29 protein-coding genes are annotated in these 23729 nt (G+C 56.5%); 8 read left to right on the plus strand and 21 right to left on the minus strand.

What is annotated here, in order from left to right; all coding sequences use genetic code 11:
- The first annotated feature begins 28 nt into the window (after window positions 1–28).
- Window positions 29–520, plus strand: coding sequence for an MOSC domain-containing protein (locus JJO78_RS13305; protein ID WP_036209269.1), 492 nt, complete (start codon window positions 29–31; stop codon window positions 518–520).
- 14 nt (window positions 521–534) lie between these two features.
- On the opposite strand, the gene JJO78_RS13310 is transcribed toward JJO78_RS13305, so the two are convergent.
- The 7 genes from JJO78_RS13310 to JJO78_RS13340 all read right to left on the minus strand — a co-directional run bounded on the left by JJO78_RS13310 (window position 535) and on the right by JJO78_RS13340 (window position 8103).
- Window positions 535–969, minus strand: a complete 435-nt coding sequence (locus tag JJO78_RS13310) for a DUF4399 domain-containing protein (protein ID WP_007152710.1) — start codon at window positions 967–969, stop codon at window positions 535–537.
- 92 nt (window positions 970–1061) lie between these two features.
- On the minus strand, window positions 1062–2015 hold the full coding sequence (locus JJO78_RS13315) for an adenosine deaminase (protein ID WP_075196966.1): 954 nt from the start codon (window positions 2013–2015) through the stop codon (window positions 1062–1064).
- Between the two features lie 137 nt (window positions 2016–2152).
- Window positions 2153–2608, minus strand: a complete 456-nt coding sequence (locus JJO78_RS13320) for a CopD family protein (RefSeq protein WP_036209262.1) — start codon at window positions 2606–2608, stop codon at window positions 2153–2155.
- 106 nt (window positions 2609–2714) lie between these two features.
- Window positions 2715–3998, minus strand: a complete 1284-nt coding sequence (locus tag JJO78_RS13325) for an SO2930 family diheme c-type cytochrome (protein WP_036209259.1) — start codon at window positions 3996–3998, stop codon at window positions 2715–2717.
- Window positions 3999–4011: 13 nt separating this feature from the next.
- On the minus strand, window positions 4012–5598 hold the full coding sequence (locus JJO78_RS13330) for a parallel beta-helix domain-containing protein (RefSeq protein ID WP_007152714.1): 1587 nt from the start codon (window positions 5596–5598) through the stop codon (window positions 4012–4014).
- 223 nt (window positions 5599–5821) lie between these two features.
- On the minus strand, window positions 5822–6874 hold the full coding sequence (locus JJO78_RS13335) for a helix-turn-helix domain-containing protein (RefSeq protein ID WP_075196964.1): 1053 nt from the start codon (window positions 6872–6874) through the stop codon (window positions 5822–5824).
- Between the two features lie 86 nt (window positions 6875–6960).
- Complete coding sequence (locus JJO78_RS13340; protein WP_075196963.1) at window positions 6961–8103, minus strand: iron-containing alcohol dehydrogenase; 1143 nt, start codon at window positions 8101–8103, stop codon at window positions 6961–6963.
- A gap of 223 nt (window positions 8104–8326) precedes the next feature.
- Here JJO78_RS13340 and phnD point away from each other — a divergent pair, with 223 nt between their 5' ends.
- From phnD to JJO78_RS13370, 6 genes are read left to right on the plus strand one after another with little or no spacing between them, the layout of a single operon-like run.
- Entirely contained in the window at window positions 8327–9319 is a 993-nt protein-coding gene (gene phnD, locus JJO78_RS13345) for a phosphate/phosphite/phosphonate ABC transporter substrate-binding protein (RefSeq protein ID WP_007152717.1), read from the plus strand.
- Window positions 9320–9371: 52 nt separating this feature from the next.
- Window positions 9372–10166, plus strand: a complete 795-nt coding sequence (gene phnC / locus JJO78_RS13350) for a phosphonate ABC transporter ATP-binding protein (protein ID WP_040474321.1) — start codon at window positions 9372–9374, stop codon at window positions 10164–10166.
- Window positions 10163–10981, plus strand: a complete 819-nt coding sequence (gene phnE, locus JJO78_RS13355; RefSeq protein WP_007152719.1) for a phosphonate ABC transporter, permease protein PhnE — start codon at window positions 10163–10165, stop codon at window positions 10979–10981. The genes phnC and phnE (JJO78_RS13355) overlap by 4 nt, the downstream gene beginning before the upstream one ends.
- Window positions 10975–11784, plus strand: a complete 810-nt coding sequence (gene phnE / locus JJO78_RS13360; protein WP_007152720.1) for a phosphonate ABC transporter, permease protein PhnE — start codon at window positions 10975–10977, stop codon at window positions 11782–11784. The genes phnE (JJO78_RS13355) and phnE (JJO78_RS13360) overlap by 7 nt, the downstream gene beginning before the upstream one ends.
- Window positions 11785–11801: 17 nt before the next feature.
- Window positions 11802–12611 (plus strand): HAD-IIB family hydrolase, encoded by an 810-nt coding sequence (locus JJO78_RS13365; protein WP_075196962.1) that lies wholly within the window; start codon window positions 11802–11804, stop codon window positions 12609–12611.
- A gap of 14 nt (window positions 12612–12625) precedes the next feature.
- Window positions 12626–13408, plus strand: a complete 783-nt coding sequence (locus JJO78_RS13370; RefSeq protein ID WP_226909945.1) for a DeoR/GlpR family DNA-binding transcription regulator — start codon at window positions 12626–12628, stop codon at window positions 13406–13408.
- A 43-nt stretch (window positions 13409–13451) separates the two neighbouring features.
- Here JJO78_RS13370 and JJO78_RS13375 read toward each other — a convergent pair whose 3' ends face one another.
- Window positions 13452–13901 carry a hypothetical protein gene (locus tag JJO78_RS13375; protein ID WP_036209237.1) on the minus strand — a complete coding sequence of 150 codons (450 nt, stop codon included), beginning with the start codon at window positions 13899–13901 and terminating at the stop codon, window positions 13452–13454.
- 178 nt (window positions 13902–14079) lie between these two features.
- Window positions 14080–14862, minus strand: coding sequence for a helix-turn-helix domain-containing protein (locus JJO78_RS13380; protein WP_075196961.1), 783 nt, complete (start codon window positions 14860–14862; stop codon window positions 14080–14082).
- 151 nt (window positions 14863–15013) lie between these two features.
- Here JJO78_RS13380 and JJO78_RS13385 point away from each other — a divergent pair, with 151 nt between their 5' ends.
- A complete protein-coding gene (locus JJO78_RS13385; protein WP_075196960.1) occupies window positions 15014–15421 on the plus strand; it encodes a hypothetical protein in 408 nt (135 codons plus the stop codon).
- Between the two features lie 46 nt (window positions 15422–15467).
- On the opposite strand, the gene JJO78_RS13390 is transcribed toward JJO78_RS13385, so the two are convergent.
- From JJO78_RS13390 to JJO78_RS13445, 12 genes are all read right to left on the minus strand, one after another.
- On the minus strand, window positions 15468–15953 hold the full coding sequence (locus tag JJO78_RS13390; RefSeq protein ID WP_036209231.1) for a hypothetical protein: 486 nt from the start codon (window positions 15951–15953) through the stop codon (window positions 15468–15470).
- 8 nt (window positions 15954–15961) lie between these two features.
- Window positions 15962–16342 (minus strand): DUF6152 family protein, encoded by a 381-nt coding sequence (locus tag JJO78_RS13395; RefSeq protein WP_075196959.1) that lies wholly within the window; start codon window positions 16340–16342, stop codon window positions 15962–15964.
- A gap of 51 nt (window positions 16343–16393) precedes the next feature.
- Window positions 16394–17326 (minus strand): DUF4124 domain-containing protein, encoded by a 933-nt coding sequence (locus JJO78_RS13400; protein WP_273623855.1) that lies wholly within the window; start codon window positions 17324–17326, stop codon window positions 16394–16396.
- A gap of 45 nt (window positions 17327–17371) precedes the next feature.
- Window positions 17372–17527, minus strand: coding sequence for a hypothetical protein (locus JJO78_RS13405; RefSeq protein ID WP_007152729.1), 156 nt, complete (start codon window positions 17525–17527; stop codon window positions 17372–17374).
- An 84-nt stretch (window positions 17528–17611) separates the two neighbouring features.
- Window positions 17612–18127: a DoxX family protein gene (locus tag JJO78_RS13410; RefSeq protein WP_052479476.1), complete on the minus strand. Its 516-nt coding sequence runs from the start codon at window positions 18125–18127 to the stop codon at window positions 17612–17614.
- The gene (locus tag JJO78_RS13415) at window positions 18111–18896 is read right to left on the minus strand and encodes an HvfC/BufC N-terminal domain-containing protein (protein WP_075196957.1); all 786 of its coding nucleotides are present in this window, start codon (window positions 18894–18896) and stop codon (window positions 18111–18113) included. Before JJO78_RS13415 ends, JJO78_RS13410 begins: the two co-directional genes overlap by 17 nt.
- On the minus strand, window positions 18889–19728 hold the full coding sequence (gene bufB, locus JJO78_RS13420) for an MNIO family bufferin maturase (RefSeq protein ID WP_007152732.1): 840 nt from the start codon (window positions 19726–19728) through the stop codon (window positions 18889–18891). The genes JJO78_RS13415 and bufB (JJO78_RS13420) overlap by 8 nt, the downstream gene beginning before the upstream one ends.
- Window positions 19729–19730: 2 nt before the next feature.
- Entirely contained in the window at window positions 19731–20066 is a 336-nt protein-coding gene (locus JJO78_RS13425; RefSeq protein ID WP_051947014.1) for a BufA1 family periplasmic bufferin-type metallophore, read from the minus strand.
- Window positions 20067–20124: 58 nt separating this feature from the next.
- Entirely contained in the window at window positions 20125–20928 is an 804-nt protein-coding gene (locus JJO78_RS13430) for an HvfC/BufC N-terminal domain-containing protein (RefSeq protein ID WP_041334115.1), read from the minus strand.
- Window positions 20925–21821 (minus strand): MNIO family bufferin maturase, encoded by an 897-nt coding sequence (gene bufB / locus JJO78_RS13435; RefSeq protein ID WP_228209927.1) that lies wholly within the window; start codon window positions 21819–21821, stop codon window positions 20925–20927. The genes JJO78_RS13430 and bufB (JJO78_RS13435) overlap by 4 nt, the downstream gene beginning before the upstream one ends.
- Before the next feature lie 74 nt (window positions 21822–21895).
- Window positions 21896–22180, minus strand: coding sequence for a BufA2 family periplasmic bufferin-type metallophore (bufA2, locus tag JJO78_RS13440; protein ID WP_040474347.1), 285 nt, complete (start codon window positions 22178–22180; stop codon window positions 21896–21898).
- Between the two features lie 182 nt (window positions 22181–22362).
- Entirely contained in the window at window positions 22363–23511 is a 1149-nt protein-coding gene (locus JJO78_RS13445; RefSeq protein ID WP_199480907.1) for a mechanosensitive ion channel family protein, read from the minus strand.
- Window positions 23512–23729: the final 218 nt, after the last annotated feature.

Below are 23729 nucleotides of genomic sequence, written 5' to 3' on the forward strand. Positions count from 1 at the left end.
AACTGACCAGAACTCACATGAGGCACCCATGGCGCAACCAACCCCGCTTCAAACCTTATTCGACACCCTTCCTCAGAGCGGCCGGGTTGAATGGATTGGCATCCGCCCTGCCCGTGATGAGCCCATGACAATACTCGATAACGTGATGATCACGCCGGGCAAAGGCCTGGAAGGCGATCGATTCGAGGGCCGCGAGACCAGCAAGCGGCAGGTCACCCTGATCCAGAAAGAGCACCTGCATGCCATTGCCTCCTGCCTCGGGCGGGATGCTCTTGACCCAGACATTTTCCGGCGCAACATTGTGGTCTCTGGCCTGAACCTCCTGGCCCTGAAAGGCAAAACGTTCCGAATCGGGGGTGTGGTGCTGGAATACACCGGCCTGTGTCACCCCTGCAGCAAGATGGAGACCGCCCTTGGGCCGGGCGGTTATAACGCCATGCGTGGGCATGGCGGTATAACGACGCGAGTGATTGAAGGGGGCGAGGTGGCAATTGGCGACAGCGTTCTGGCCTGCCTCTGAGCCATTTATGGTTACTACTCCACCGTGATGGTGATCTTCTCGGACATCACAGGCGGCTGATGAGGTACGTGCAGGTGGTCCCCCACCAGTAACTGCAAGGTGTGTTCGCCCGGTGACAGCTCCAGGGACGTCTGGGTTTGTCCGCCACCAAAATGAATATGACGATCATCGGACGGAACCGGTTGGTCCATCGCCGGCATATCGTCTACATCCACAAGCAGGTGATGGTGGCCGGTGCCCTTACGTTCCACGCCCGCTGGCGCCACACCCAGCCCATCCAGACCGAATCTCACGGTGACTGGAGAACTCACGGTCTGGCCATCAGTTGGTGTAATAAAATACACCGACGCGCCTTCAGGGGCGGGTGTCGCTCCATGGACCCCGGCAACCATCGAGAAGGCAAGAACCGAACCAAGCAATAAACGTTGTGTGCTGCTGATCATGCTCATGACTCATTCCTTGAACGCGGGATTGACTGTTCAATGGTAGGACAGATTCTCGCATCTTGCCGAATATCGATACTGCCTTGTACAAGCTGCATCTACGGAGCTAGCCGAGCGTCCATACTGTTCTGCGCCAGCCGGCGGGCCTGCTCTTCTGTCATCCCCAGGCCATCACGCAGAGCCACGAAGTTTTCCAGCACATAACCGTCGAAATAGGACGGGTCGTCCGAGTTCACGGTAACCTTCAAACCCTGCTCCAACAGGTCCAGAATGTTGTGGTGGGTCATGTCCTGAAACACACGCAGCTTGATGTTCGACAACGGGCAAACCGTTAACGGGATCTGCTCATCCGCCAGTCGGTCCAACAACTTCGGGTCTTCCGCGGCACGGACCCCATGGTCAATACGGTTTACCTTGAGCAGATCCAGGGCCTGCCAGATGTACTCAGGCGGCCCCTCTTCGCCGGCATGGGCAACCGCCAGGAAGCCCTCAGCCCTCGCTTTGGCGAACACCCGCTCAAACTTGCTGGGTGGATGGCCCTGTTCGGCACTGTCCAGCCCCACCGCAAAAAACTGATCACGAAATGGCATCGCCTGTTCAAGTGTCCGGAAGGCGTCATCTTCAGACAGGTGCCGCAGGAAACTGAGAATCAGCCCACCGGTAATGCCCAACTGCTCGCGCCCATCGCGCATGGCACCGCTGATGCCGTTGATGGCCACTTCAAAGGGAATCCCGCGCTCGGTATGGGTTTGCGGATCGTAGAAAGGTTCAACGTGGACAACGCCCTGCGCCTGACACTTCTGCAGATACGCCCAGGTGAGATCGTAGAAATCCTGCTCCGTGCGCAGCACATTGGCACCCTGGTAATAAAGATCCAGGAATTCCTGCAGGTTATTGAAGGAATAGGCCTGTCGCAGCACGTCAACGTCGCTCCACGGCAATTCAATGCCGTTGCGCCGAGCCAGTGCAAACATCAGTTCAGGCTCAAGCGCCCCTTCCAGGTGTAGGTGTAACTCCGCTTTGGGTAGGGCTTTCAGCCAGGCTTCGTTCATCACACTCTCCAGGATGATTTATCGTGTATCAACAAATCATCCCGGAAAGCCATGAGTTCTTGCAAATCCCCGTGCAGTCCGCAAAGAAAAAAGACGACAGGGCAACAGCACAAGGCGTTATCCGCTACCAGATAGGCCTACAGATAGCGCCCGCCAGCACCAATCACCACGACAATCAGCCCAAGAATCAGGTTGGTGCCCACCAGCTTGCGGATCTGTCCCACCTGGCGCCCGCCTTCCTGTGGGTCCTGATTGGCAACGGCCTGCTTCAACCGCCGGAAGGGGGCAAAATAGACGTGACAATAGAGCAGCATCATCACAATCCCCAGCCCCTGCATCACATGGACATGCCAGCCGGCTCCCGCCATGCCACCGAATACGCTGAAGACCATCCAGTAACCGGTCACCAGCAACAGTATGATCGCCACCCATACCCAGCGGAAAAACCGGGACAGCGTATGACACCAAAGAGCACCGCGCTGCGATGCATCAATGACCTCCACCACTGCTGGCCGCATGGCCATATAGGCGAAAAACATACCGCCAACCCAAATCACGGCAGAGAGAACATGCAATGCGATAGCCAGACCCATAAAGCGACTCCCGGATAAGAAATGTGTGACGAGCATAAGCCTCACCCGCCACAAAACCAACTCTCTTGACCGGATTCCCGGCTAAACCCGCCAGGGTGGGACGCTATTACGGCATCGGCGAGCAACTGGCACTGGGCAATTGGTCAATCCAACTGCGAATCAGTTGAGCACCCTCCTGATGCGTTGTGCTACGGCCCAGCTCGGGCATCTTGTGCCGGCTGTCTGTCGTTTCGATGCGGAACAGCAGGTAGGACTCATCCGCGTTGCCTGGAATCACGTCGTACGGATAACCCTCTTTGCCGCCGGCCACCGGGTCCTTGCAGACTCCGAATTTGCCCGGCGAGTCAGCGTAGACGCGGTTGTACTCCAACTGCACGCCGCTACTGCCTGCGGGGCCGGCATAGTCGGCCGGCAGGGTGAGGTCTGCCCGGTGGCAATGGGCGCAGTTGATGTCCAGGTAGGCCCTGGCCTTGTCGTTCAGTTCTGCGTCGCTCAGTGACGGGATGTGGGTTTCGTCATTGAACACCGGTGCCTGTTCCACACTGTTGAAATCCGCCGGTAACCCAGTGAGCAGTTCGCCTTCCGACCAGTATTGAAGCTGGTTGTAGACCGTGCCGTCCGGGTAGCTGAAATCCTTGTTCAGATAACGGGCCTTGGGGCCAATGGGCAGAAAAATCTGCTCACGCTGGTCATCCGGCCCCGCCAGGTCTGGCACAATGGAGTGGCAGGAGTTGCAGTCCGCAGCTTTGGGCACCGCATAATCAAAGGTGAGCGTCTGTCCCTGGTTGTTGATGGTGGTCAGGTCGGTCAGGCGTTTCCCCGCAATGGCGAGTGTCGCCTCGGACTCTGACGACCAGTAATAAGGCAATGCCATCCAGCCATCGACCCGGTGGATCAACAGGCGGGTTTCGATCACCAGCTCCGCACCGTCAGGCATGGCGGTATTTTCCGGTAGGGCGAAAGTCTTGGTAATGACCGTCCCAACCGGAAAATCCAGCGCCTCTGATGGGTTGTAACCCACGGTCTTGCCTTCCGGCACAAACACAAAACGGTACTTACTGGTGTAATCGGAGAACAACGCCGTGGAGAGATCATAAGGCACCCCGCCCCGGGTCGGCCCGGCCGTTGGATCACTGGCATCGGTAAACAGATTGTAGTCGGAGAGCTTCGGGCACACCTCCGTCATCAAGGCGTCCCAGTTCACCCCATTCGTGGTTGCACTGCAGCTGCCCTCTGCTCCTGTCGGCGCACCAGCACCGGCATTCAGTGCGCTGCCAGTCGGGTTGGAGCCACTATCGTCCGACGAATCACCACCTCCTCCGCCGCCACACGCAGCCAGAAGAAAAGACGTCACCACACCCGCCGCAATCGTTCTATTACTGTGTTTCATTGGAGACTCTCCCTTACAGCGCGCAGGCCGCTTCGGCCAGATCATCCCCGGTGCAGCCGTAGATGTTGTTGCGGAAGTTCACCACCGCTGGCGCCAGTCGCGGCTGGACGCAGTTCAAGTAGGTGTTGTTGACCATTTGATCGATTAACAGGTGGGGCAGAGGATTGCCATCGCCATCAACCATGGTTACGTCGGCAGGATCATCCGGATAGACCAGTCCGGTATTCACTTCGTCATAGTCTGGCGCCGGGTTGCCATTGATGTTGCTGTTGGCACAAATCTGGTCGCCTGCGCCGTAAGGGTCGTAGTTCACCCCATCGGCCTGCGCCTCGGCGCCAACCAGGGCATTGAAGCCAGCCAACTCTCCGGCATTCGACAGCAGTTCACCGATTCCGTCATACAGAATCGCAGGAAAGGTTTGCGGCGCCCCCTTGCTGTTCATGTTCGAGGAGTAACCATCAATAACCGGCTGAAGTAGCGCACCTCGCGGGTTATCGCCGTTCCGGGCAATGGTGTTGTTATGCAGGTAGACGTTCTTCAGTGTCGGGCTCCAACCATTGCCCATGGTGGCGCCGTAGTTGGCCGGGTAACTGGCAAGGTCATCATCAACCAGCAGATAGCTGGTGATCGCGACCGCCGTGGTGTCATTGTCCGTTATCTGGTTGTTGTACATTTCCACGTCACTGGTGGCCAGCACCAGGACGCCGGTTCCCGGTGGCACCGTGCCAACCACGCCAGCGCCTACGTTATCGGCGTTGTTGTTGTAGGCCTGGTTGTTAAAAACACGAACATTGCCGCCGTAGGCCTTATCCAGCCCTGGCAAGTCGAACACCAGGATGCCGCCAGAGTTTGCGAGCGCGATGTTGTTGTACACATCCGCCATGGTGGAGTTTTCAATCTCAATGCCGGCCACGTTCTGTTTGGCGGTATTGTTCCGAACCACAATGTTTTCGGACTGCCCCACGTAGATGCCCGCATCCGCCGACCCGAAGGCGTAGTTGTTCTCCAGCAGCACGTTCTGGCTTTTCAGCGGGTACAGCCCGTAGGCGCCGTTGGCCGACTCCAACTCGCCTTCCCAGACCGTGGCGGTATAAGTCATATGGATGCCGTTGACGTTGGTGGCCTTGATGCCGTTCTTCGGCGCCTCGTACACACCGAAGTCCCGCACCGTAATACCGTTCCCGCCCTGGAAGCGGAACGCGTCGTCGCCATTGGACGTGCTGAAATCCAGCGCAGTTTCGTTGATGCCGTAGCCGGTGAGGGTCAGCCCACTGGCACTGTTGATGACAATGCTCTCGGTCACCACAAACCGCCCTTTTGGCAGAACCACCAGGGCATCCTCCGGCAAATCGAACAACGCCACGGACAGTGCCTCGGTAATGTCGTCACCGTCTGCAGCATCCGGCGCTACAAGGATGGCGTCTTCAGGAATGGAAAAACCAGACGTGGTCATTGCAAGTTGGGCAACGACATCGGCGGACTGTCCATCGGCTCCGGCCTTGCCGTCTTCTCCATCGTCCCCATCACAACCGGCGAGTAGGAACCCACTTGAAATGGCAGTCACCAACAATAGTTTCTTGAACGTTCTGGCCTGGCGCATCGTAACCTCTGCTTGATCGTGTTGTTGTTATTCAGGCGTTCCCAAAAAGAACGCGGTGTCCCGAACGACACTAAGCAGGATGCGACACGTTGGCGAGAACAACCGATGTGCAGAAAGCCTCACGCCCTGTGCAAATTCTGCAACGGCCCGCGCACCAGGGGTTTGAGAGGAGAAAAGAAGGGCACTGTGCAAAACCTGCAATTCCGGAAATTGCAGGTTTTGATCAGCTGATGTCAGCCCCGAGGCACTGCTGACGGTACTCTGTTGGGGTGGCGTTCTGGATATCCCGAAACGCCCGGTTGAATGAGCTCAGGGTACGGTAGCCAACGTCCAGAGAGATGTTCAGCACGGGTGTGCCCGGTTCGTTCCGCAAACGTTCAGCGGCGTCGGCTACCCGGAGCTGGTTGATGTAGTCATTGAAGTTTCGATAACCCAAAGCCTGGTTAATCACCTTGCGCAAACGGTATTCAGGAATCTCAGTGGCTTCCGACAGCTTTTTGAGAGTCAGCTTCTCTGTTCGATAGAAGCCGGCATCCATGGTTCGGCAAAGCACTGAGGCGTCCTGCTCCTGTTGTGCAAAGTGTGCCTCGTTAGCCTCCTGGGGCTCTGTCTCTGGAGTTGGTCTGGGCTGCGGCTGTGGCGAACCGGCAGGCCGATCGCTGCCCACCAGATCCATGATTCCCTCCCGCGCCGTAACCAGGCAGATCAGGGTTGCGAAAGCCGCCAGCCCCGTGATGATCCCGCGGATGTACTCATGATAAAGCCCGAAGTTCAGGCTGACCGTCGCCACGCCTACGGCGCTGCCGACAATCAACAAAAAGGCCAGACGGGCCTTCCTGCGGGCTTCCACCAGATCGTTTCGCCAGTACCGAATCACAAAACTGAGGCCATGCAGCAGCACCACGTACTCGAAGAACTGGCCCAGCCGCCATCCGAAGAACACCGCCGGAGTCCACGCGTCACCGGGCTCTACGAAGGGCCGCGCCAACGCTGGCGCCAGAAAGCTGTATAGCGCCATCGCGCCCCACACTGACTTCAAACGCGGGCGCGGCGCAAAAATCAGCTGACACAGTAGCCAGAACAAGGCGGGCAACGCGGTTTGCAGGTCGGAAGTGATCCAGCGCCATTCGGTTGGAATCAAAGGATCAACCAGGAACGCCACAGACCCAACAATCACCAGCAGGAACAACTGGCCAACCAGCAAATGCCGGAAGTCTCGCAACGTAATCACAAACAGGGGCAACAGGCAGCCAAGCCCGAAGCCGGTTAGCAACATCACTGTTTTTACCTTCTTGTTGTTATCTTAACGCTTGATAACGGATGTTAGCCGAAGTGTTGAACGTTTTGATAGCAACTCACTTTTCAAAACGACTCGCGCATGATGTTTTCAATGGTTGACCTTGGCAACACAACGGGGTTGGCCTTCATGGAAGAAGAGCTTGCAGCCGACTGTGAGGCGGCAATAATGTGCTCTTCCGTCACTCCAATGGATGCCAGCCCGGGCAAGCCACTTTGACAGATCCATTCACGAAAACGTGGTAGCGCCTGATCCGCGGGCGCCTCAAATATGTCTGCAATCCAGCCAACTACCCGATCAATACGAGCCTTATGCTCCGCCTCAAACACGCTATCGCGGTTGGCGGCTATACCTGCCGGCAACAAGGCACCACAGAGGGCACCATGGGGCGCACCAGATAATCCTCCCAACGGACCGGCAATGCCATGAACGACACCCAGTCCCGAGTTTGCAAGTGCAAGCCCACCAAACAGACTCACTTGAGCCATGGCGTCACGCGCCTCTTCAGACTCACCATCCATCAGTTGTTTTAACGCGGCCAGGCCTTTTGGGATCGCCTCTTTGCACAACATGTCGGTGAACAGATTGGAGCGTGACGAGAGATACGGCTCGATGACCTGGGTAATGGCATCCAGCCCTGAGTGCAAGGTAACACCCCGGGGACAATGGTCGGTCAGCGCAGGATCTATCAGGGCAAGGTCAGGGAGCAACTGGTTATCCCGCAGACTCACCTTGCGCTGAGCTTCCGGAATATCAATGACCGCGTTTCGGGTCGCCTCTGCCCCCGTTCCCGAGGTGGTTGGAATCAGGATCAAGGGCAGGCGCTGGGTGGATAACGGCAGCCCCTCTCCGACCACCTCCAGGTGGCTCATCAACTCGGTCTGGCTGGACAGCATCGCAGCCAGTACCTTCGCTGAATCCATGACAGAACCACCACCAATGCCGATGACCAGATCGACACCCAATGCTTTGCCTTGCCGAATGGCAGCATTCAGTGTCTGTAAATCTGGTTCCTTATGCACAGACATCGTTTGGACAATATCAACGGCATTCAGTGACTCGAATACCCTGGCAAGTCGATCAGGATGGCGACCATGAACGATCAGTACTCGCTTGCCCAACCTTGTCACCCGGTCGCTCAGTTGGGCTATCTGTCCTCTCCCGAAGACAATGTCGGTCGGAGTTACCAGGCTAAAAGTGTCGGGCATAGAGAAGATCGTCCTCGATATGGATGATGTTCAATTGAACACTAATTACGGTGTCGATCCAAGTGTTCCGATGCCTCTCACCTTGTCTAATGCTCATTTACTGTTATGCTGAATGTTCAATTGAACATCTGATAATAACAAGCTGAGTGAGCTGGTCCTTCCCGGATGTTCAATGCGAGGCAGAGAAACCTCAGGCATGGACCGCTCCACATGGAGAAAAAGAATGAACCTGTCTAAGAAAGTGTTTCCCGGTATTCTCCCGTCGGTGACTCTGGCGGCATCCGCCTTGCTGGTCGGCTTCAGCGGTCAGGCATTTGCGGATTGCGAACGAGGCTCGCTAGACGCCAAGTACTGCGACGAAAACGGCGATATGGTTGCTGACCTGCCAGCGGACAAATCAGAGTGGGTGAATCCCGACACTCTGATCTTTGCCTACACGCCGGTTGAAGACCCCGCCATCTATTCCGACATCTGGCAGCCCTTCATCGATCATCTGTCTGAAGTGACAGGCAAGGATGTTCGCTTCTTCGCCGTGCAATCCAACGCCGCGCAAGTGGAAGCCATGCGCAGCGGCCGTTTGCATGTGGCGGGCTTTTCTACCGGCCCAACGCCTTTCGCGGTTAATCTCGCCGGTGCGGTGCCCTTCGCCTTGATGGGCTCAGACTCCGGGCAGTTCGGCTACTCGCTTCAGGTCTACACCCACGTCGATTCCGACATCCATGAAATAACCGACCTGAAAGGTAAGCGCGTCGCACACACCTCCCCTACCTCGAACTCCGGTAACCAGGCCCCCCGTGCCCTGTTCCCGGAAATGGGCGTGGTACCAGGTGACGACTATGAAATCACCTTCTCCGGCAGCCATGACCAGTCCATGCTCGGCGTAGTGGCCAAGGATTACGACGCGGCCCCTGTGGCCTCGGAAGTGGTTGAGCGTATGGCCGCGCGTGGGCTTTATGACGAGGAAGATGTGCGTCTGGTGTGGGAGTCCGACCGGTTCCCGACAACCTCCTATAACCACGCCCACAACCTGCATCCCGAGCTGGTCGAGAAAATTCGTGAAGCCTTTTACAGCTTCAAGTTTTCCGGCACCGAGCTGGGCGAAGAGTTTGAGGGCGTCGAGACCTTCATCCCCATCAACTACAAGGACAACTGGCGCGTAATTCGCACCATCCAGGCGTCCAACGGCGTTCAGTACACGCCCGACAATCTGAAATAAGAGCAACAGGCGCTTCCGGCCAATGGCCGGAAGCTCTGGCCGGAGTGAATTCATGTTAGAAATTACCAACCTGGTAAAGCGATACGGGCACAATGAGCCGGTGCTAAAAGGCCTGGATCTTGAGGTTGACGGCAGCAGCGTCGTTTCCATCGTCGGCGCTTCGGGCGCGGGGAAAAGCACACTGCTGCGCTGCATCAACCGGCTGGTTGAGCCCACATCGGGTTCGATCAAGTTGAATGGCCACCAACTGGTCAATCTTCGCGGCAGCGAATTGCGACATTCCCGCCGGCGTATCGGCATGGTTTTTCAGGGGTTTAACCTGATTGATCGCTTGACGGTCATGGAAAACGTGCTGTCCGGACGCTTGGGCTATGTGTCACTGTTCCAGGCCCTGACCCGCCGCTTCCCTCAATCGGATATCGATCGCGCCTTCCACCTGATGGAGCGCGTGGGTATCGCCCACTACGCCAATAATCGAGCCGACCAGTTGTCCGGGGGTGAACGGCAACGGGTAGCCGTAGTGCGGGCACTGATGCAGGAGCCGGAGATTCTGCTGGCGGATGAGCCAACCGCGTCGCTGGACCCCAAAACCTCTCAGCAGATCATGAGCCTGCTCCAAACCCTGGCCAGCGAAATGTCGCTGCCGGTGCTGATCAACATCCACAACGTCACTCAGGCGCGAATGTACACGGATCGCATTGTGGGTATGCGGCACGGTCAGATGATTTTTGACGGTTCGCCCAAGGACTTCAACCAGGATGCGCTGGATGCCATTTACGGCGGCATTGAGTCCCCGGACGAGGATGCGGCTGAGGCCGGCGCCCAAACCCAGGAGGCGACCGTATGACCACCAGCAGAACTGCAACCGACATGACGTCGGGCAGGGTCTGGAAGAAGCCCCCGTTCATAGCCAACCCCTGGCTCCGCTATGGCTTGATCGCCGTTACCCTGACTTATCTCTACTGGGCTTTCTCCACGCTACCCTTTGATTGGGCGCGAATTTCCGAGGGCCTGCCCCGAGCCGCCAAAATATTCGGTGGAGCCTTTCCTCCCAGCTTTGAGCGTGCCGGACTCTTGTGGACCGGCTTCAAGGAAAGCTTCCAGATTGCATTCCTGGCAACCCTGCTTGGGGTGTTTCTGTCGATACCTATTGCGGTGATGGCTGCCAAAAACGTGGCTCCGAAGCCAGTCTATCTGCTGGGGCGCGCCATCATCATTATCTCCCGCAGCTTCCACCCGGTCATCGTGGCCATCCTGTTTGTGGCGGCCGTCGGGTTTGGCCCCATGGCAGGCATCCTGACCCTGACACTCTATTCCATCGGGTTCGTGGCCAAACTGTTGGCCGAAGAAATCGAAGAAATCGACTGGGGCCAGGTGGAAGCCATGCGCTCCGTCGGCGCAGGATATCTGAAGATGCTGATCTACGGCGTGTTTCCGCAGATCATGCCACGCCAGATTGGGCTATCCATGTACCAGCTCGACAGCAACCTGCGCGCTTCCGCGGTGGTTGGCATTGTCGGAGCAGGCGGTATTGGCGGCACACTGATGAATGCGTTCGGACGTTACGATTACGACTTCGCCTTTGCCATTCTGCTGATGATTATTGGCATCATTCTGGTCAGCGAAGGCATAAGCGGATGGGTGAGGAAGAAAGTATGGTAGATCACGCTGCGAAACTGACTGACCGTGTTTGGTCCCGCTACGACCGGAAAGAACAGTGGACCCGCTATGGGATCTACCTGGTAACCCTGATTGCGATTGTCTGGGCGGTGCGTGACATCGACATTTTCTGGCCCTGGGTGTGGGACGCCCCCAACCAGATCCAAAACCTGGGCGCACGCATGTGGCCACCGGAGTTCAGCACCTGGAATGCCATCTTCGCGGCCATGCTGGAAACCGTACACATTGCCACCCTGTCTACCATGCTCACGATATTCATTGCCCTGCCGGTGTCCTATATCGCGGCGCAGAACACCACGCCGAACAAGGCCACCCTGTGGCTCGGTCGGTTTATTCTTGTGTCCAGCCGCTCAGTAAACACCATCATCTGGGCCCTGCTGTTCGTCGCCATTTTCGGCCCTGGGGTACTTGCGGGCATTCTGGCGGTTATGTTCCGGTCAATCGGTTTCATTGGTAAACTGATGGGCGAGGCTATCGAGGAGATCGATCGCCGCCCCGTCGAAGCTATGCAGGCAACCGGCGCCAGCAAAATGAAAGTAGTGCTGTACGCGATCGTGCCGCAGGTAATGCCAGCCTTTTTTGCCATCATCATCCTGCGCTGGGATATCAACATCCGTGAATCCACCGTGCTTGGTTTGGTGGGCGCCGGTGGCATCGGAGTGCTGCTGCAAGGGTCTATCGACCTGTTTGCCTGGCAGACGGTGGCCACGATTCTGCTCGCTATTGTGGTGTTGGTGATTCTGGGCGAAGCACTAACCAGCGCCTTGCGCAAGAAAGTTATCTGACGCGGAAAACCCAGTCCATGACAAACAGCTTTAACTTTGGCCAAGCGGACGTATTGTTCACCGACGTGGACGATACCCTGACCACCGATGGTCAATTGCTGCCAGAAACCTATCTGGCCCTTTGTCGGCTGGCAGCGGCTGGTATTCGCGTGATTCCGGTGACCGGGGGTTGCGCCGGCTGGTGCGACCAGATCATCAGAACGTGGCCGGTCACTGCCGTAATTGGTGAAGGCGGCGCCCTCTACGCCGAGCGGACCGCCCCCCAGACGGTCCGCTGGCACTACTGGAACGACGCAGCCAGCCATAAGCGCGACCAAGAGGCCATACTGACTGCAGTCGCCGCACTGGATCTGGACTTCGAGCCACAACTCGCCAGCGACCAGGCCTTCCGCTATGTCGATGTAGCGGTCGACTACAACCAGCAGCAGTCTTTAAGCTCAGAGCAAGTAGCGGTTCTTCATAATGCTCTGGTTGGCCGGGGCTTCAACGTTCGGCAAAGCTCGATCCACCTCAACGTCTGGCTCGGCGATTTTGACAAGTCCACGATGGCCGTGCGTGTAGGGCAGGAAGTGCTGGGACTGGATCTGCAGGCGTTGCAACAGCGCGCAGTTTTCATTGGTGACGCACCCAATGACGAAAGCATGTTTCGATGTTTTCCACTAAGTGTTGGCGTGGCAAACATTCGCAAGCATCTGCCCGGGATGGCCCATCGGCCGGCCGCCGTTGTCAGCCAGCGTTCCGGGCTGGGCTTCGCGGAAATGGCCGAAAACTGGCTGAGGCAACGGACCGAATCCGACCTGCCGCAGGCCGAAACACATCCTGTGTGATCAAGCCAGGGGTAATGGACCGAGTATCTAATCTGATGGGCGCCAAAGATCGGCAAAAAAGCATTCTGGATTGGGTGAACGAGCAGAAGCATGTCGAGGTTGAAGACATTGCCCAACGCTTTGGAGTCACCACCCAAACCATTCGCCGAGACATCAACAAACTGTGCGAACAGGGTGTGCTACGTCGTCGTTATGGCGGCGTCAGCCTACCGGCCAGTGCCACGGTTTCTCCCGTTGAAAACGCGCGGATCCATCATCATGCCACCAAGCAGCAGATGGCTCAGCGGGTTGCAATGGATATTCCTGAAGGCGCCACCGTCAGCCTGGGAGTCGGCAGCACCATCGAACTGGTGGCGAAAGCGCTGATTCATCATCAGTCACTGCGCATCCTGACCAACAATCTCAGTGTGGCCTCTGCGCTTTCCGGCAATTCCGGCATCGAAGTCATCGTTTCCGGTGGGCAATACCGGCACAACCACCATGATGTGGTCGGGCCGGAAGTGACCGGATTTTTCAGCTCCTTCATCACCGACTTTGGCATCATCAGCACCGGTAGCATGGACCCACAGCATGGCCTGATGGATTTTGATATCCGCGAGGCCGAAGTCAGCCGGGCCATCATTTCCAACACCCGGTCACGCTTGCTGGTGGCCAACCATAGCAAATGGACCCAAAGCTCTCATTGTAAAGTCGCCTCATTCAAGTATGTGGATCGCTTCTACACCGACTTCATTAGTGCCGGAAAACAGATAGGCCTGCCTGCGTCGCTTGAAATCATCGAGTGCGTTGGAGCTTAACGAGTCCGAACGTTCGCAAGGCGGTGCAGTGAATATCTCCTACTTAACCCTGCCAGATTCCCAGCATTGCGCCTGCACCCAGAACGAGCGCCCCGCCGACTTCCCCGACGATCAGCAACAGCATGAAGAACCCGGTCACCCAGGACGGCAACTGCCGCTTACCCAGGCGGTGGGGCCGGCGCAATTGGTTGTCTGTATCCTGAAGCAGGCCGTGAATCACATAGGTACCAATTGCAAAAGCGAAGAACATCAGTGCAGCCACGGCGGCAGTCGTGTTAACCCAATCAGCCAGCACACTATGAGCGCTAAACGCCGCCAGCAGCAGCGCCGCAAAGCTGTAGAGCAGCGAACTGCGGTGAGCGATATCCACATATACCGGCGAGGTAGCGTCCTCACTCCGCGCCATATGCCGGTATTTCCAAATGCCGGTAAGCAGGCCTGTCATAAAAAACAGGAAAGCCGCTGAAAGGCAGATTTTTTCAGCCAGAGACATGCCGTCGCTCCGTGGTTATTATTAACAAGCTGAATTATGCCACTGGAAAGACGGTGCGGTAGGATAAAACAGGAAACACGTATCTTTCGGCCTTTGATGACCAGTTGATTCCCCATGACACGATCCAAACGCATCTACCTCGCCGGCCCGGAAGTCTTTTCCCTGGCAGCAGCCCGTTTCAGCTTTGCCAAAAAGCCTTGCTACGCTCATCCATTGGGAAAAAATGCTCGATCCGCAAGTTCTGTGCGGTGACATCCAAAGGCGTGCCTATCGTTGCAATGGTCGAAAAGATTCTAAGCTGCTGATCTCCCAGGTTCAGGGTAAAAGGAATCGCCGGGTAGTCGAGATGTTCCACCACGTGGCTTTTCCAGTTCTGCGGAACGCCGGGCAGAGTCAAGGCATGCTCCAGCAATCGGTTGGGCTGGTCCCGGAAGGGGCCGGCTAGATGCTCATGGTAGACCCGCTGCAGCATGTGGCATGCGATGTTTTCCCAATCTCCCACAAAGGGTTTCATGCCCTCGTTGTCCAACAGCGATAGCAGAAAGTTCGGCCTTGCGGGAAAGTGAGCGCCCAGTTCCATCATTCTTACCATCATCGCCTGCATGGCTGTGTTGGCCATCACCAGATAGTACTCGTGATCAAAGACAACCGCCGGGTACGGCAGGTGCGCCTGCAAGAGGTGATCAAGCGCTTCTTTGATCATTGCCATGCCTGGCGCGTTCAAATCCTGATCGCTGTAAACCTGGCTGTAACCCGCCGCAGACAGCAGGCGGTTGGTCGCCGCCAAATCCGTCTGAAGCATCTGCGCCAAATGCAGAACCATGCCCTTACTGGGCTGGCTTCGGCCCGTTTCCAGAAAGCTGATGTGCTTCGCCGATACTTCGCATTCCAGGGCGAAATCCATCTGGCTCAACCGTTTACCCTGCCGCATTTCTCTAAAAAGCGTACCGAAGGCGCTCATGGTAGTTCCTGTGAATATTCGAGTGTTCAGCGATTATCTTCCTCAAGGGTGTGCTGCACCATTACCTCACAGGTAATTGTGCCCATCACCGCCCAGGTAGATGCTTTGTAGCGTAGTCCAACACATTGTGAAACCCGATTGAGGTGATCCTATGAAAAACTTCGTCCGTCAATTCAGCGTAAAACAGATCGTCCTGAGCGATGTTTTCCTCTCCACGCCACTGGCATTGGCACTGATCCTGGCCGCAGAGCCGATCGCCCAGTTAGCGGGAGGGCCAGGTGCAACCTTCTATCTGGTGGCGGGCATAGTGATGTTGCTCTGGTGCGTGGATATGGCTGCTATGGCCATGAACGCACGGTGGCTGGAGAAATACTTCAACCTGATGATGGTTGTGGATGTCAGCTGGGCCCTGCTGTCTTTCGCCCTGATGCTGTGGTTTGCGGAGAGCCTGCAGGCGTTGGGCTGGGTGCTGTTCGCAGTGAACATTCTTGTTCCACTGGACATGGCGTGGATGAAACGGGTTGCTGGCAGTAAACCTCTTGAACCTGCATTCAGCTAGCCTTCGAAACACCGGGTAGCGGCAACTCCTGTCGCTACCCGCCTGCTCAGAAGTAGCCCAATAGCCTGCCAAGAGTCAGCGCACTCATCCAGAACACCAGAGACATCAAGGCACCTGCCCTCAAGGGCAAAGGCATGGAAGCACCCATTGGGAGGCTCCGTATATCCCGGCGCTTTAACACCCGAGCAAGTAGCAACGCGTTCGACACTCCCAACAGGACAACCACCATCTTGACCCGGAACAACATCGACCCGGCGTAGTCCACCGCCGCTGTGGCGAATAGAAGCGAACCACAGACCACCGCTAACCCCAAACCAAACGCGGAGGTGACTCGAAGCACATCGACAAACACCATCACAGGGTAGCGGCGCCAGAGCCCCAGCAAACGCAGATCCAGCGGCACAATTCCACCAATCAGCAGGGCAACACCAAGAATATGCCCGGCGTTGATCAGCGGGTATGCGAGGGTGGAATTGCGCAGCGCCGATACAAAGGCCAGGTTTTCAACAAAGACCAGCGCCGGCTCAATCATTCCCAGGCTCAGGAATCACGACCGGGATACAAGTCGTAGTTCGTCCCATCGATGACAATCCGCTCGGCCTTGACCAACCGTTCGCCCTCTTTGGCGGAACGGTGACCGTGCACGGTCATTTCCCGGCCGACGCTCAAAATCTCTTTACTGAGCCCGACACGGTCGTTACGCCAGGGTTGGCCGACTTCCACAACCCATGCCTCGCCATCAACGTCTATCGTGACCTCGCCATGGGGATTACCAAGGCGCATTGACTGGATGGTACCGGTGATTTCAAATTCCTCGTCCGTGGCCCAGGCCCAACCGTGATGAGCATGAGCGGCAGAGGCAGCGAGAGCAGCAACAAGAAACGCAAAACCGAGCAGGTGGGTAAAACGAACGTGAGGCATAGTGAGTCCTCTCATTGCGGGTTTTCAAAGATGAAGAGCAACGACCGACGGTTAAAACCGGATGATGTCGTTACCCTGTTCATGCAGCCAACGCCGCCAGTCCAAATCCAACATACTGACTCCGCCGATGTAATTATCATCCACCAGGTAGTATGCGAGAGTGCGGTCACCCCGGTTGAAGTTGTGCATCAGCCGCACCACGAAGTTGCGGCGGGTCGGTTTGGAGAGCAGGAAACTCAGGAATTGACCGGACTGAGCCCTCAAACTCCCATGCCCCGACAGCTCTGAATGGCGCCACTTATAACTGGATAATTTCAGAAACTGTGAAATGCCCGTTAAACGGCCCTGTTCACGGGCCTGAGCAACCACCCAACTGTTTTCCTGATGACGTTCAAAGTACAGGCCCGATTCATCACGTTCCAGCATTTCCATCTGCTCGGCAAGCCCCTCATTCAACCAGAGCGGCGCATAAGGAACGATGGTATCGACAACCGCGTGGCTCACCTCATGCTTGATCGTTTCAAAGGTGCGGCTTCTGTTTTCCTGCACATAGACGACTATCTGGTGTTCGGAAGATATATACAGGCCGTATGAAGCAACCGCCAGACCTTTGTTCCTGCGAACAAGGTAATTCCGGTATTCAGCCTTATCCTTGAACATCAGTATATTGACCGGAACCGTCCTGTACATATCAAAGGACATCACACGGTCAAAGAACTCGTAGACGTTGTTCACGCCATCAACAATCTGCTGATTTTCCTCTTCACTCAGCTCCACATCGACGGCTTTAATCTTGATATCAAAACGCGACCATTTCGACGCGCCAGGCTTCACGTTGACAACTTCCTGCTCAACGCGATGGTCTTCCCGATCGCTGAAATGAATCTTCCCGTCTTCATCCACCCATTTATAAATCTTTGCATGACCAGAGACTGCAAAGATCATAGAGAGTAGAAAAACAAGGACTGGGTTTACGACTTTCATTAACGCTTTAATCCCTGCGCTTCAGAACCAGATCTGCCCCGGTGACTATTTCACGCTAATCTGCTTCGGGCCCGCTGAGGTTTCTTGGCCACTCTTACCCTTACCTACGTACTCAACGGCCCCACCAGCCTTTAAAAAAGCTGCCGTCTGCTCTTCAATGGTGGCAGAGGTTAATGTCACTTTCTCGGGCTTCTTGCTCATGGTGTTCTCCACGTTAACTGTTGGCTTATCCAACAACTAAACACCCATGATATATGAAATAGGAAAAAAGTGTTTGGATGCACTTCAGCGCCGGTAACGTGCCGCGATGAAGTGGTCCATTGAACACCAACCCGGCCCGTAAGCCATCAGATAAAGCAGCACCGCCGCCCATACCCCGTGCGTTGGCCAGGCACCGGGATAGACGAATATCTGGATGGTCAGTGTCATCACCAGCAGAGCCAGCGCCGAGAAACGCGTAGCCAGTCCCAACAAGAGCAGAATCGGAAACAGATGCTCGGCGAACGCCGCCATCAAGGCCGCCAGCTCGGGGGCGATCAACGGCAGACTGTACTCCTCCTTGAACAGAAAGAGCGCGCTGTCCGACAACCGTGGTACCCCCAGGCTGAACTCACCGGAGACAACGTCGATGGCCAGCCCTTCAATTTTGGTCTGGCCTGACTTCCAGAACACGCCGGCAATCGAAAAGCGGGCGATCATTGCGATCAGCGTGTCCGGAATGCGTCCGAAAAGGGCGGTTGCCTGATTGATCAAGCCTGGCAGGACACCCTTGCCAGCTGAGGTTTCAGTCGAGTTTTCCATGATCATCTCCGGGGTAAAGGGTGGTAATGATCTGCCAGCGCAGCATAAGGGTCAGCGCTGCAACAAGATCAAAACCGGGCTCGCATGCCTTGGCGTCCTGTTCAGCCTGCGACAACGTTTCCTTCTGTATCAGTCGATCCATAAAAACGCCGGTGGCCTCTGCGATATCGATGCACTGGACTTCCAGCCCGGAACGCAGCACCAATACGGATTCTGGTTGCAGGGGCTCGACACGGGCCAGTTCAGGGGTTGCCTGCTGGTGCGCGGCCCATAGCGAAAGCACGGCGAACCGTGATTGCAGCACCGCCACCGAGGGATGGATATCCATGCGAAGCCCGGGTAGCCGATGGGGAGCAGACAGCACTCCGGTTATGTCCTCCGTGCCAAGCGACTCAACATCGGCAGAATGGAATGCGTCGAGTCGTAGTCTTTCGAGCCGGGCCACGTCGGCCAGATAGGGTACTGATGATGCCGGGCTAAAGGTGTCGATAAAGGCCGGAAATTCGCGCCCGTAGAAGGTCAGGATTTGCGAACGCGGTGGTTGCGCCACCACAAACACCCTGGCCATGGCGCGGAAGAAGGCTTCGCCAACCAGTTGTTGGCAAACAGGAAACGTGGCAGCGAGTGCATCAATCAGTGATACCACGATGTTGTTGCGATACACCGCAAAGCGCTGGTTCGGATCGGAACCGTTCCACGCCCGTAACCCGTCCGGGCAGGGTTGCGCCGGATCAAGCAATGCGCTGGCGAATACTGTCTGCTCACTCACGTTGGCCTCCTGCTTCAACAAGGTACGAGTCGGCGAGATTGACCTCGGCCAGCAAAACGTCAAATGGTGGAATGTCGTTATCGCGTTCGATCAGCGTGGCAGTCGGCCCCATTTGCTCAAGTACTTCGGTATAGAGTGCCCACACGTCTTGCGCAACGGGTGCGCTATGGCTGTCTATAAGCAGCGGGTCGCCGTTGGCATCGGCCTGGGAGGCAAAACCACCAAGGTGAATCTGCTCCGCCCGGTCAAGCGGTAATGCACGGATATAAGCCCCGGGCTCGCGGTGATGGTTGATGCACGAAACATAAGCGTTGTTGACGTCGAGCAGTAGGCCACAGCCCGTGCGGCGTATTACTTCGCTGATGAAGTCGGTCTCCGACAGGGTCGAGGTCGAGAACTCCAGATAGGTCGCCGGGTTCTCCAGCAACATGCGGCAACCCAGATGCGTCTGCACCTGATCGATGTGGTCACACACACGGTTCAGGGTGGTGGCCGTGTATGGCAGCGGCAACAGATCATTGAGAAAGAAGTCACCATGACTCGACCAGGCCAGGTGCTCAGAAAAAACCTGCGGCGCATAACGGTCAATCAGCACCGCCAGCGCATCAAGATGTGTTTTGTCCAGGGGAGCGTCGGCTCCGATCGAGAGCCCTACCCCATGCAATGACAACGGGTAGTGCTCACGAATTTTCCCCAGATAATGGTGCATAGGGCCACCCGGAACCATGTAGTTCTCGGCATGAACCTCAAAGAAACCAATGTCTGGGCCCGATTCCAGAATGTTCCGAAAGTGCTCTGGTTTCAGGCCCAAGCCTGCCCGTGAGGGCAGCATTGCTACTTCTCCTCGAAGGCTTCGAGTTGTCCGAAGCCTGTGGGTGAAGTCGGGGATGCGGTCTCCTCGCAAGTGCCTTTCGGAACCAGCGTCCAGGCATTCCCTTGATAATCGATAGTGGACGTGCCCGCACAGGTAGTGCCCGGCCCGGCGGCGCAGTCGTTCTTACCGGCGAGCGAAACTCCATAGCACTTTTCCATGCCCTCCGCGTGGGCAACGTCCGGAACGGCAGCGATGGAGATCGCAGAACCCAGGGCGAGTGCCATGGCAGCAGCGGTCATGGTGCGAGTGGTGTTGGTTTCGGTGATCTCGGACTGTGAGATTTTGGATTTGGACATGTCAGACTCCTGAATTTTACGGTCGGCCAAAGCACGCCGATAAGGGTTTCGGTGTCACTCAAACAGGCCCCGGCTTGACCTCCGACAACAGCCCATCCGCCAGCCAACGCGCCAGCCAGGTGCCAATCGACGCGTCAATACTGGTATTCGGATAGCCCTCTGCGAGTTGCTCACACACTTGTGCAAAACCAAGCCCCTCAAGCAGGCCCTTAAGTGCGGCATACTCATCCGACTCAAGTGTGCGAAAGTAGCTTCGCTGGTCGCTGCGCCAGAACAGGTGCCCTACCGGCTCGTTCAGCTTTTCGGCGACGGGCGGCGTCTGTTTCTGATCCAGCGCATGCCAGATTTCCAGTGCGTTCCACTCGAACTGAGCGAGCGAAACGGACGGGTGGAAGACGAATCCCAGCGATGCCCACTGCGCCTCGCCGACATTTGCCAATTGCTCACCGGTGAGAATGGCGGCATTCGGTGCATCGAAGGCGCTGTGGAGCCTCCAGTCCATGGTTGCCAGCTCGGCGATTTCCGGATCGGAAGACAAAGCTTGCTGCAAAAAGCGTGGGAAGTTGCGGCCATGGTCGCCCAGATTCGGCGAGTGCGATGGATTCGTCTCGGTGTAGCGAGTGCAAATTGCGTCGAATGCGTCGTCACCGAGATAGGCCCAGGTCTGCTCAAAAGCAGACTGGAGCGCCTCGTTCATCCGCGAGCGATAGCCAGAATGGTAGATATGCAGGCGCCGCTTACTCTGGTCAGAAGCACCGCCCGTCAGCTCGGAAAGAATGTCGTCCGAAACACCATCGCCCAAAACATAGTTTTGCAGTCCCGCTTGCAGATCGGCTAACGAACGAGGGGCGTAATCAGTCATGCGTATGCCTCCTCTCGATCCCACACAGGGGTGTGACGAGCTGCCACGGCCCTCACCCGGTCGAGTTCCACGATCAGGTCCTCCAGCGGCGGAATTGAATCGTCGCGCTCGATCATCGTGCTGACCGGCCCGAAGCGACGGCATGCATAGGCGTAGAGATCAAACACTTCGTCGGGTACCGGCGCATCGTGGGTATCGATGATGACGTCACCCAGGTTTGAGTGCCCGGCCACATGAATCTGCTGGATGCGGTGCGCTGGTACGCCGTCGATGAAGTCACGCGGGTCGAAGCCGTGGTTCATACCGCTTACGTAGATGTTGTTTACATCAAGTAGCAGCAGGCAGTCGGCTTCCTCCGCAAGGGCGGTCAGAAACGCCCACTCGCTCATCTCTGAACTGGCGTAATCGATATAGCTTGAAACGTTTTCCAGCACCAGACGGCGCCCAAGCGTTTCCTGCACCTCGCGAACGCGCGCGGCAACGTGTCGCAAGGCTTCTTCGGTATAAGGTAAGGGAAAAAGATCGTGCAGGTTCGTGCCGTGCACACCGGTCCAACATAAGTGATCAGAAACCCACATCGGTTGGACACGGTCCGCAAGCGCTTTCAGGCGCTGCAGATAGCCATGGTCTAAGGGAGATACAGAACCAATCGACATCGACACACCATGCATCGCGATTGGGTAGTCGGCGCGAATCCTGTCGAGCATCGCAAGCGGTTTTCCGCCCTGGACCATGTAATTTTCGGAGATGACCTCGAGCCAATCCACCGCCTGCGGCTGGGCAAGAAAGCTGTTGTAATGACGCGGGCGCAAACCCAGCCCAAAACCCTGGAACGGCTCACGGAGACTGTTCTTCAGCCCATTCGGTTTGGCTTTGGCAGAGTGATTCATCATCCGTTAAATCTCCCGTTGAAAACCCGGGGCGCGCCGGAACGCGCCTCCGGACAAACACATTTGATCTGGCCTACTCAGCCCAGATCGCCAATCACACCACCTTCCGACAGGCATTCGCTTGCTGACATCCCCTTGAAGCCTTGGGCCTTGCACGCGTTCTGTCCTTTACAGGCATTTTCGGTGGTTTTGCAGTCGGCCGTTCCCTTACAGGAGTTCACCCCGTAGCAATGCACTTTATCGCTGCCGGAGACCGCCGCACCGCTGGAGCCGGCAGGTGGTTCAGCGGCATAGGCCAATCCTGAAGTCGCGAAGGCGGCGGCGAGAGCTGCAATGCGGGCACCGTTTAGCATCGTGTTCATATCTGTTTCCTTTTCATCTATGAGTTCGGAGCGGCAGGCAACCATTCAGCATGTGTTTCCCGCCTGAACAAATAGTGCGCTGCATGGGCCGACCAGGTCATCACGGAATGATCACGAGAGTGTCACCATTGTCATAACAGGGTTCACGTCACCCGTCGTGGGAGAGAGGAGGGATCAAGGAGTTATCCGTTAGCTTCCCGCTTGCTGTAGAGGGGCTCCAGAACCGGCTTGAGCCCTTTTGCATCATCTATAAACAGTTGCAAATGAGGGAAAGGAATTTCAATGCCGGCGGCATCCAGCGCCTCTTTCATCTGTTCCAGAACATCAGCCATGATTCTGGGCTGCACATCCAGATTATCGGGAGTAATCCACACCTTGGCTTCAAGGTTCACTGAAGAATCGCCCAGGCTTTTAAGCAGAACACGGGGCTCCATACCAGCACCCTGCAAAACTTCAGGGTGCGTCAGCAGAACCGGCATCAGCACATCCCTCGCGGCCTTCGCGGATTCTTTGTAAGCAATGCCCACCGGGATATTCAGGCGGGTGACCCCTTCTGCGCTGTAATTGATGATGTCGGATGACGCCACACTGTCGTTTGGAATCATCGCGAAGATATTATCCCGGGTGCGCAGCCAGGTGGTGCGCAAGGCAATCTTGACCACTTTGCCGTCTTGCCCGTTGATGGTCACCCAATCACCAATGCGGAACGGCCTCTCAATCAGCAGGGTGATACCGGCAATGAAATTGGAGAGGGTTGATTGCGCCGCAAAGCCAACGGCGATACCGACGATCCCCAACCCCGCCACAATCGAAACCACATCGAAACCGAACTGGGCGAGCACCGTCACCACAGCCAGCGCTGAGACGACCACCGAAAACAGGTTCTCGACCAGCTGACGAATCGAAGGATCCATTTTGTAGCGCACCATGCTGTCCTTGATCAGGCGTGCCAGAACCAGCCAGGCCACATAGAAACCGAGGGCCATAAAGCCCGCCCTCGCCATCGCCTTGAGAACCTCAGGAGACGTCCCGAACTGTGCAAGAATGAAGACCAGCGCCCCTAACCCGGCCAGATAACGCAGAGTGCTTCGCACCTGAATGAACAGAGGTGTTTTGGCCCGCTGCTTGCCCAAGACCAGCCGGATAGCACCGGTCACCACCAGATAGATCCCGAAAAACACCCCAAGATAGATTACAGAGACCAACAACTGGCCAAGCATCTGTACGACAAGCGCGCCCCAGTCCAAATCCTCACCTGACACGGCCAGGAAGGCATCGCCAATATTTCGCTGGAGCTGTTCAACCAGCTCAGTACCAAAGGATTCAGCCATCAGGTGTCTGCTCTTCTTTTGTTGTGGGGGTGGGCGTCACTTTATCGGATCTCTTGCTCACAATGATATGTAGGTTAACGTCAGCCTGTTTACCAATCATCAGCCATTGATCCTATCCGAAATGGTGGACCAACAGGTTCCTGGCTTCAGCCAACCGGTGGGCACGGATGTTTTCGACAGTCCAGGTTGACACAGTCCGAGGTTGGCTCAAGGATGGT

It is taken from the genome of Marinobacter sp. DS40M6 (assembly GCF_028581595.1).
Classification (GTDB): domain Bacteria; phylum Pseudomonadota; class Gammaproteobacteria; order Pseudomonadales; family Oleiphilaceae; genus Marinobacter; species Marinobacter salarius.

Bases quoted from the DNA above. Each gene is read 5' to 3' on its own strand.
- bufA2 (WP_040474347.1), bottom strand. From the start codon at position 22,180: ATGAACACGATGCTAAACGGTGCCCGCATTGCAGCTCTCGCCGCCGCC.
- JJO78_RS13365 (WP_075196962.1), top strand. From the start codon at position 11,802: ATGACAAACAGCTTTAACTTTGGCCAAGCGGACGTATTGTTCACCGAC.
- JJO78_RS13310 (WP_007152710.1), bottom strand. From the start codon at position 969: ATGAGCATGATCAGCAGCACACAACGTTTATTGCTTGGTTCGGTTCTT.
- bufB (WP_007152732.1), bottom strand. From the start codon at position 19,728: ATGCTGCCCTCACGGGCAGGCTTGGGCCTGAAACCAGAGCACTTTCGG.
- JJO78_RS13370 (WP_226909945.1), top strand. From the start codon at position 12,626: ATGGACCGAGTATCTAATCTGATGGGCGCCAAAGATCGGCAAAAAAGC.
- JJO78_RS13315 (WP_075196966.1), bottom strand. From the start codon at position 2,015: ATGAACGAAGCCTGGCTGAAAGCCCTACCCAAAGCGGAGTTACACCTA.
- JJO78_RS13405 (WP_007152729.1), bottom strand. From the start codon at position 17,527: ATGAGCAAGAAGCCCGAGAAAGTGACATTAACCTCTGCCACCATTGAA.
- JJO78_RS13375 (WP_036209237.1), bottom strand. From the start codon at position 13,901: ATGTCTCTGGCTGAAAAAATCTGCCTTTCAGCGGCTTTCCTGTTTTTT.
- JJO78_RS13445 (WP_199480907.1), bottom strand. From the start codon at position 23,511: ATGGCTGAATCCTTTGGTACTGAGCTGGTTGAACAGCTCCAGCGAAAT.
- phnE (WP_007152720.1), top strand. From the start codon at position 10,975: ATGGTAGATCACGCTGCGAAACTGACTGACCGTGTTTGGTCCCGCTAC.
- JJO78_RS13395 (WP_075196959.1), bottom strand. From the start codon at position 16,342: ATGCCTCACGTTCGTTTTACCCACCTGCTCGGTTTTGCGTTTCTTGTT.
- phnE (WP_007152719.1), top strand. From the start codon at position 10,163: ATGACCACCAGCAGAACTGCAACCGACATGACGTCGGGCAGGGTCTGG.
- phnC (WP_040474321.1), top strand. From the start codon at position 9,372: ATGTTAGAAATTACCAACCTGGTAAAGCGATACGGGCACAATGAGCCG.
- bufB (WP_228209927.1), bottom strand. From the start codon at position 21,821: ATGATGAATCACTCTGCCAAAGCCAAACCGAATGGGCTGAAGAACAGT.
- JJO78_RS13335 (WP_075196964.1), bottom strand. From the start codon at position 6,874: ATGTTGCTAACCGGCTTCGGGCTTGGCTGCCTGTTGCCCCTGTTTGTG.
- JJO78_RS13330 (WP_007152714.1), bottom strand. From the start codon at position 5,598: ATGCGCCAGGCCAGAACGTTCAAGAAACTATTGTTGGTGACTGCCATT.
- JJO78_RS13425 (WP_051947014.1), bottom strand. From the start codon at position 20,066: ATGTCCAAATCCAAAATCTCACAGTCCGAGATCACCGAAACCAACACC.
- JJO78_RS13410 (WP_052479476.1), bottom strand. From the start codon at position 18,127: ATGGAAAACTCGACTGAAACCTCAGCTGGCAAGGGTGTCCTGCCAGGC.
- JJO78_RS13380 (WP_075196961.1), bottom strand. From the start codon at position 14,862: ATGAGCGCCTTCGGTACGCTTTTTAGAGAAATGCGGCAGGGTAAACGG.
- phnD (WP_007152717.1), top strand. From the start codon at position 8,327: ATGAACCTGTCTAAGAAAGTGTTTCCCGGTATTCTCCCGTCGGTGACT.
- JJO78_RS13325 (WP_036209259.1), bottom strand. From the start codon at position 3,998: ATGAAACACAGTAATAGAACGATTGCGGCGGGTGTGGTGACGTCTTTT.
- JJO78_RS13305 (WP_036209269.1), top strand. From the start codon at position 29: ATGGCGCAACCAACCCCGCTTCAAACCTTATTCGACACCCTTCCTCAG.
- JJO78_RS13430 (WP_041334115.1), bottom strand. From the start codon at position 20,928: ATGACTGATTACGCCCCTCGTTCGTTAGCCGATCTGCAAGCGGGACTG.
- JJO78_RS13400 (WP_273623855.1), bottom strand. From the start codon at position 17,326: ATGAAAGTCGTAAACCCAGTCCTTGTTTTTCTACTCTCTATGATCTTT.
- JJO78_RS13340 (WP_075196963.1), bottom strand. From the start codon at position 8,103: ATGCCCGACACTTTTAGCCTGGTAACTCCGACCGACATTGTCTTCGGG.
- JJO78_RS13385 (WP_075196960.1), top strand. From the start codon at position 15,014: ATGAAAAACTTCGTCCGTCAATTCAGCGTAAAACAGATCGTCCTGAGC.
- JJO78_RS13320 (WP_036209262.1), bottom strand. From the start codon at position 2,608: ATGGGTCTGGCTATCGCATTGCATGTTCTCTCTGCCGTGATTTGGGTT.
- JJO78_RS13390 (WP_036209231.1), bottom strand. From the start codon at position 15,953: ATGATTGAGCCGGCGCTGGTCTTTGTTGAAAACCTGGCCTTTGTATCG.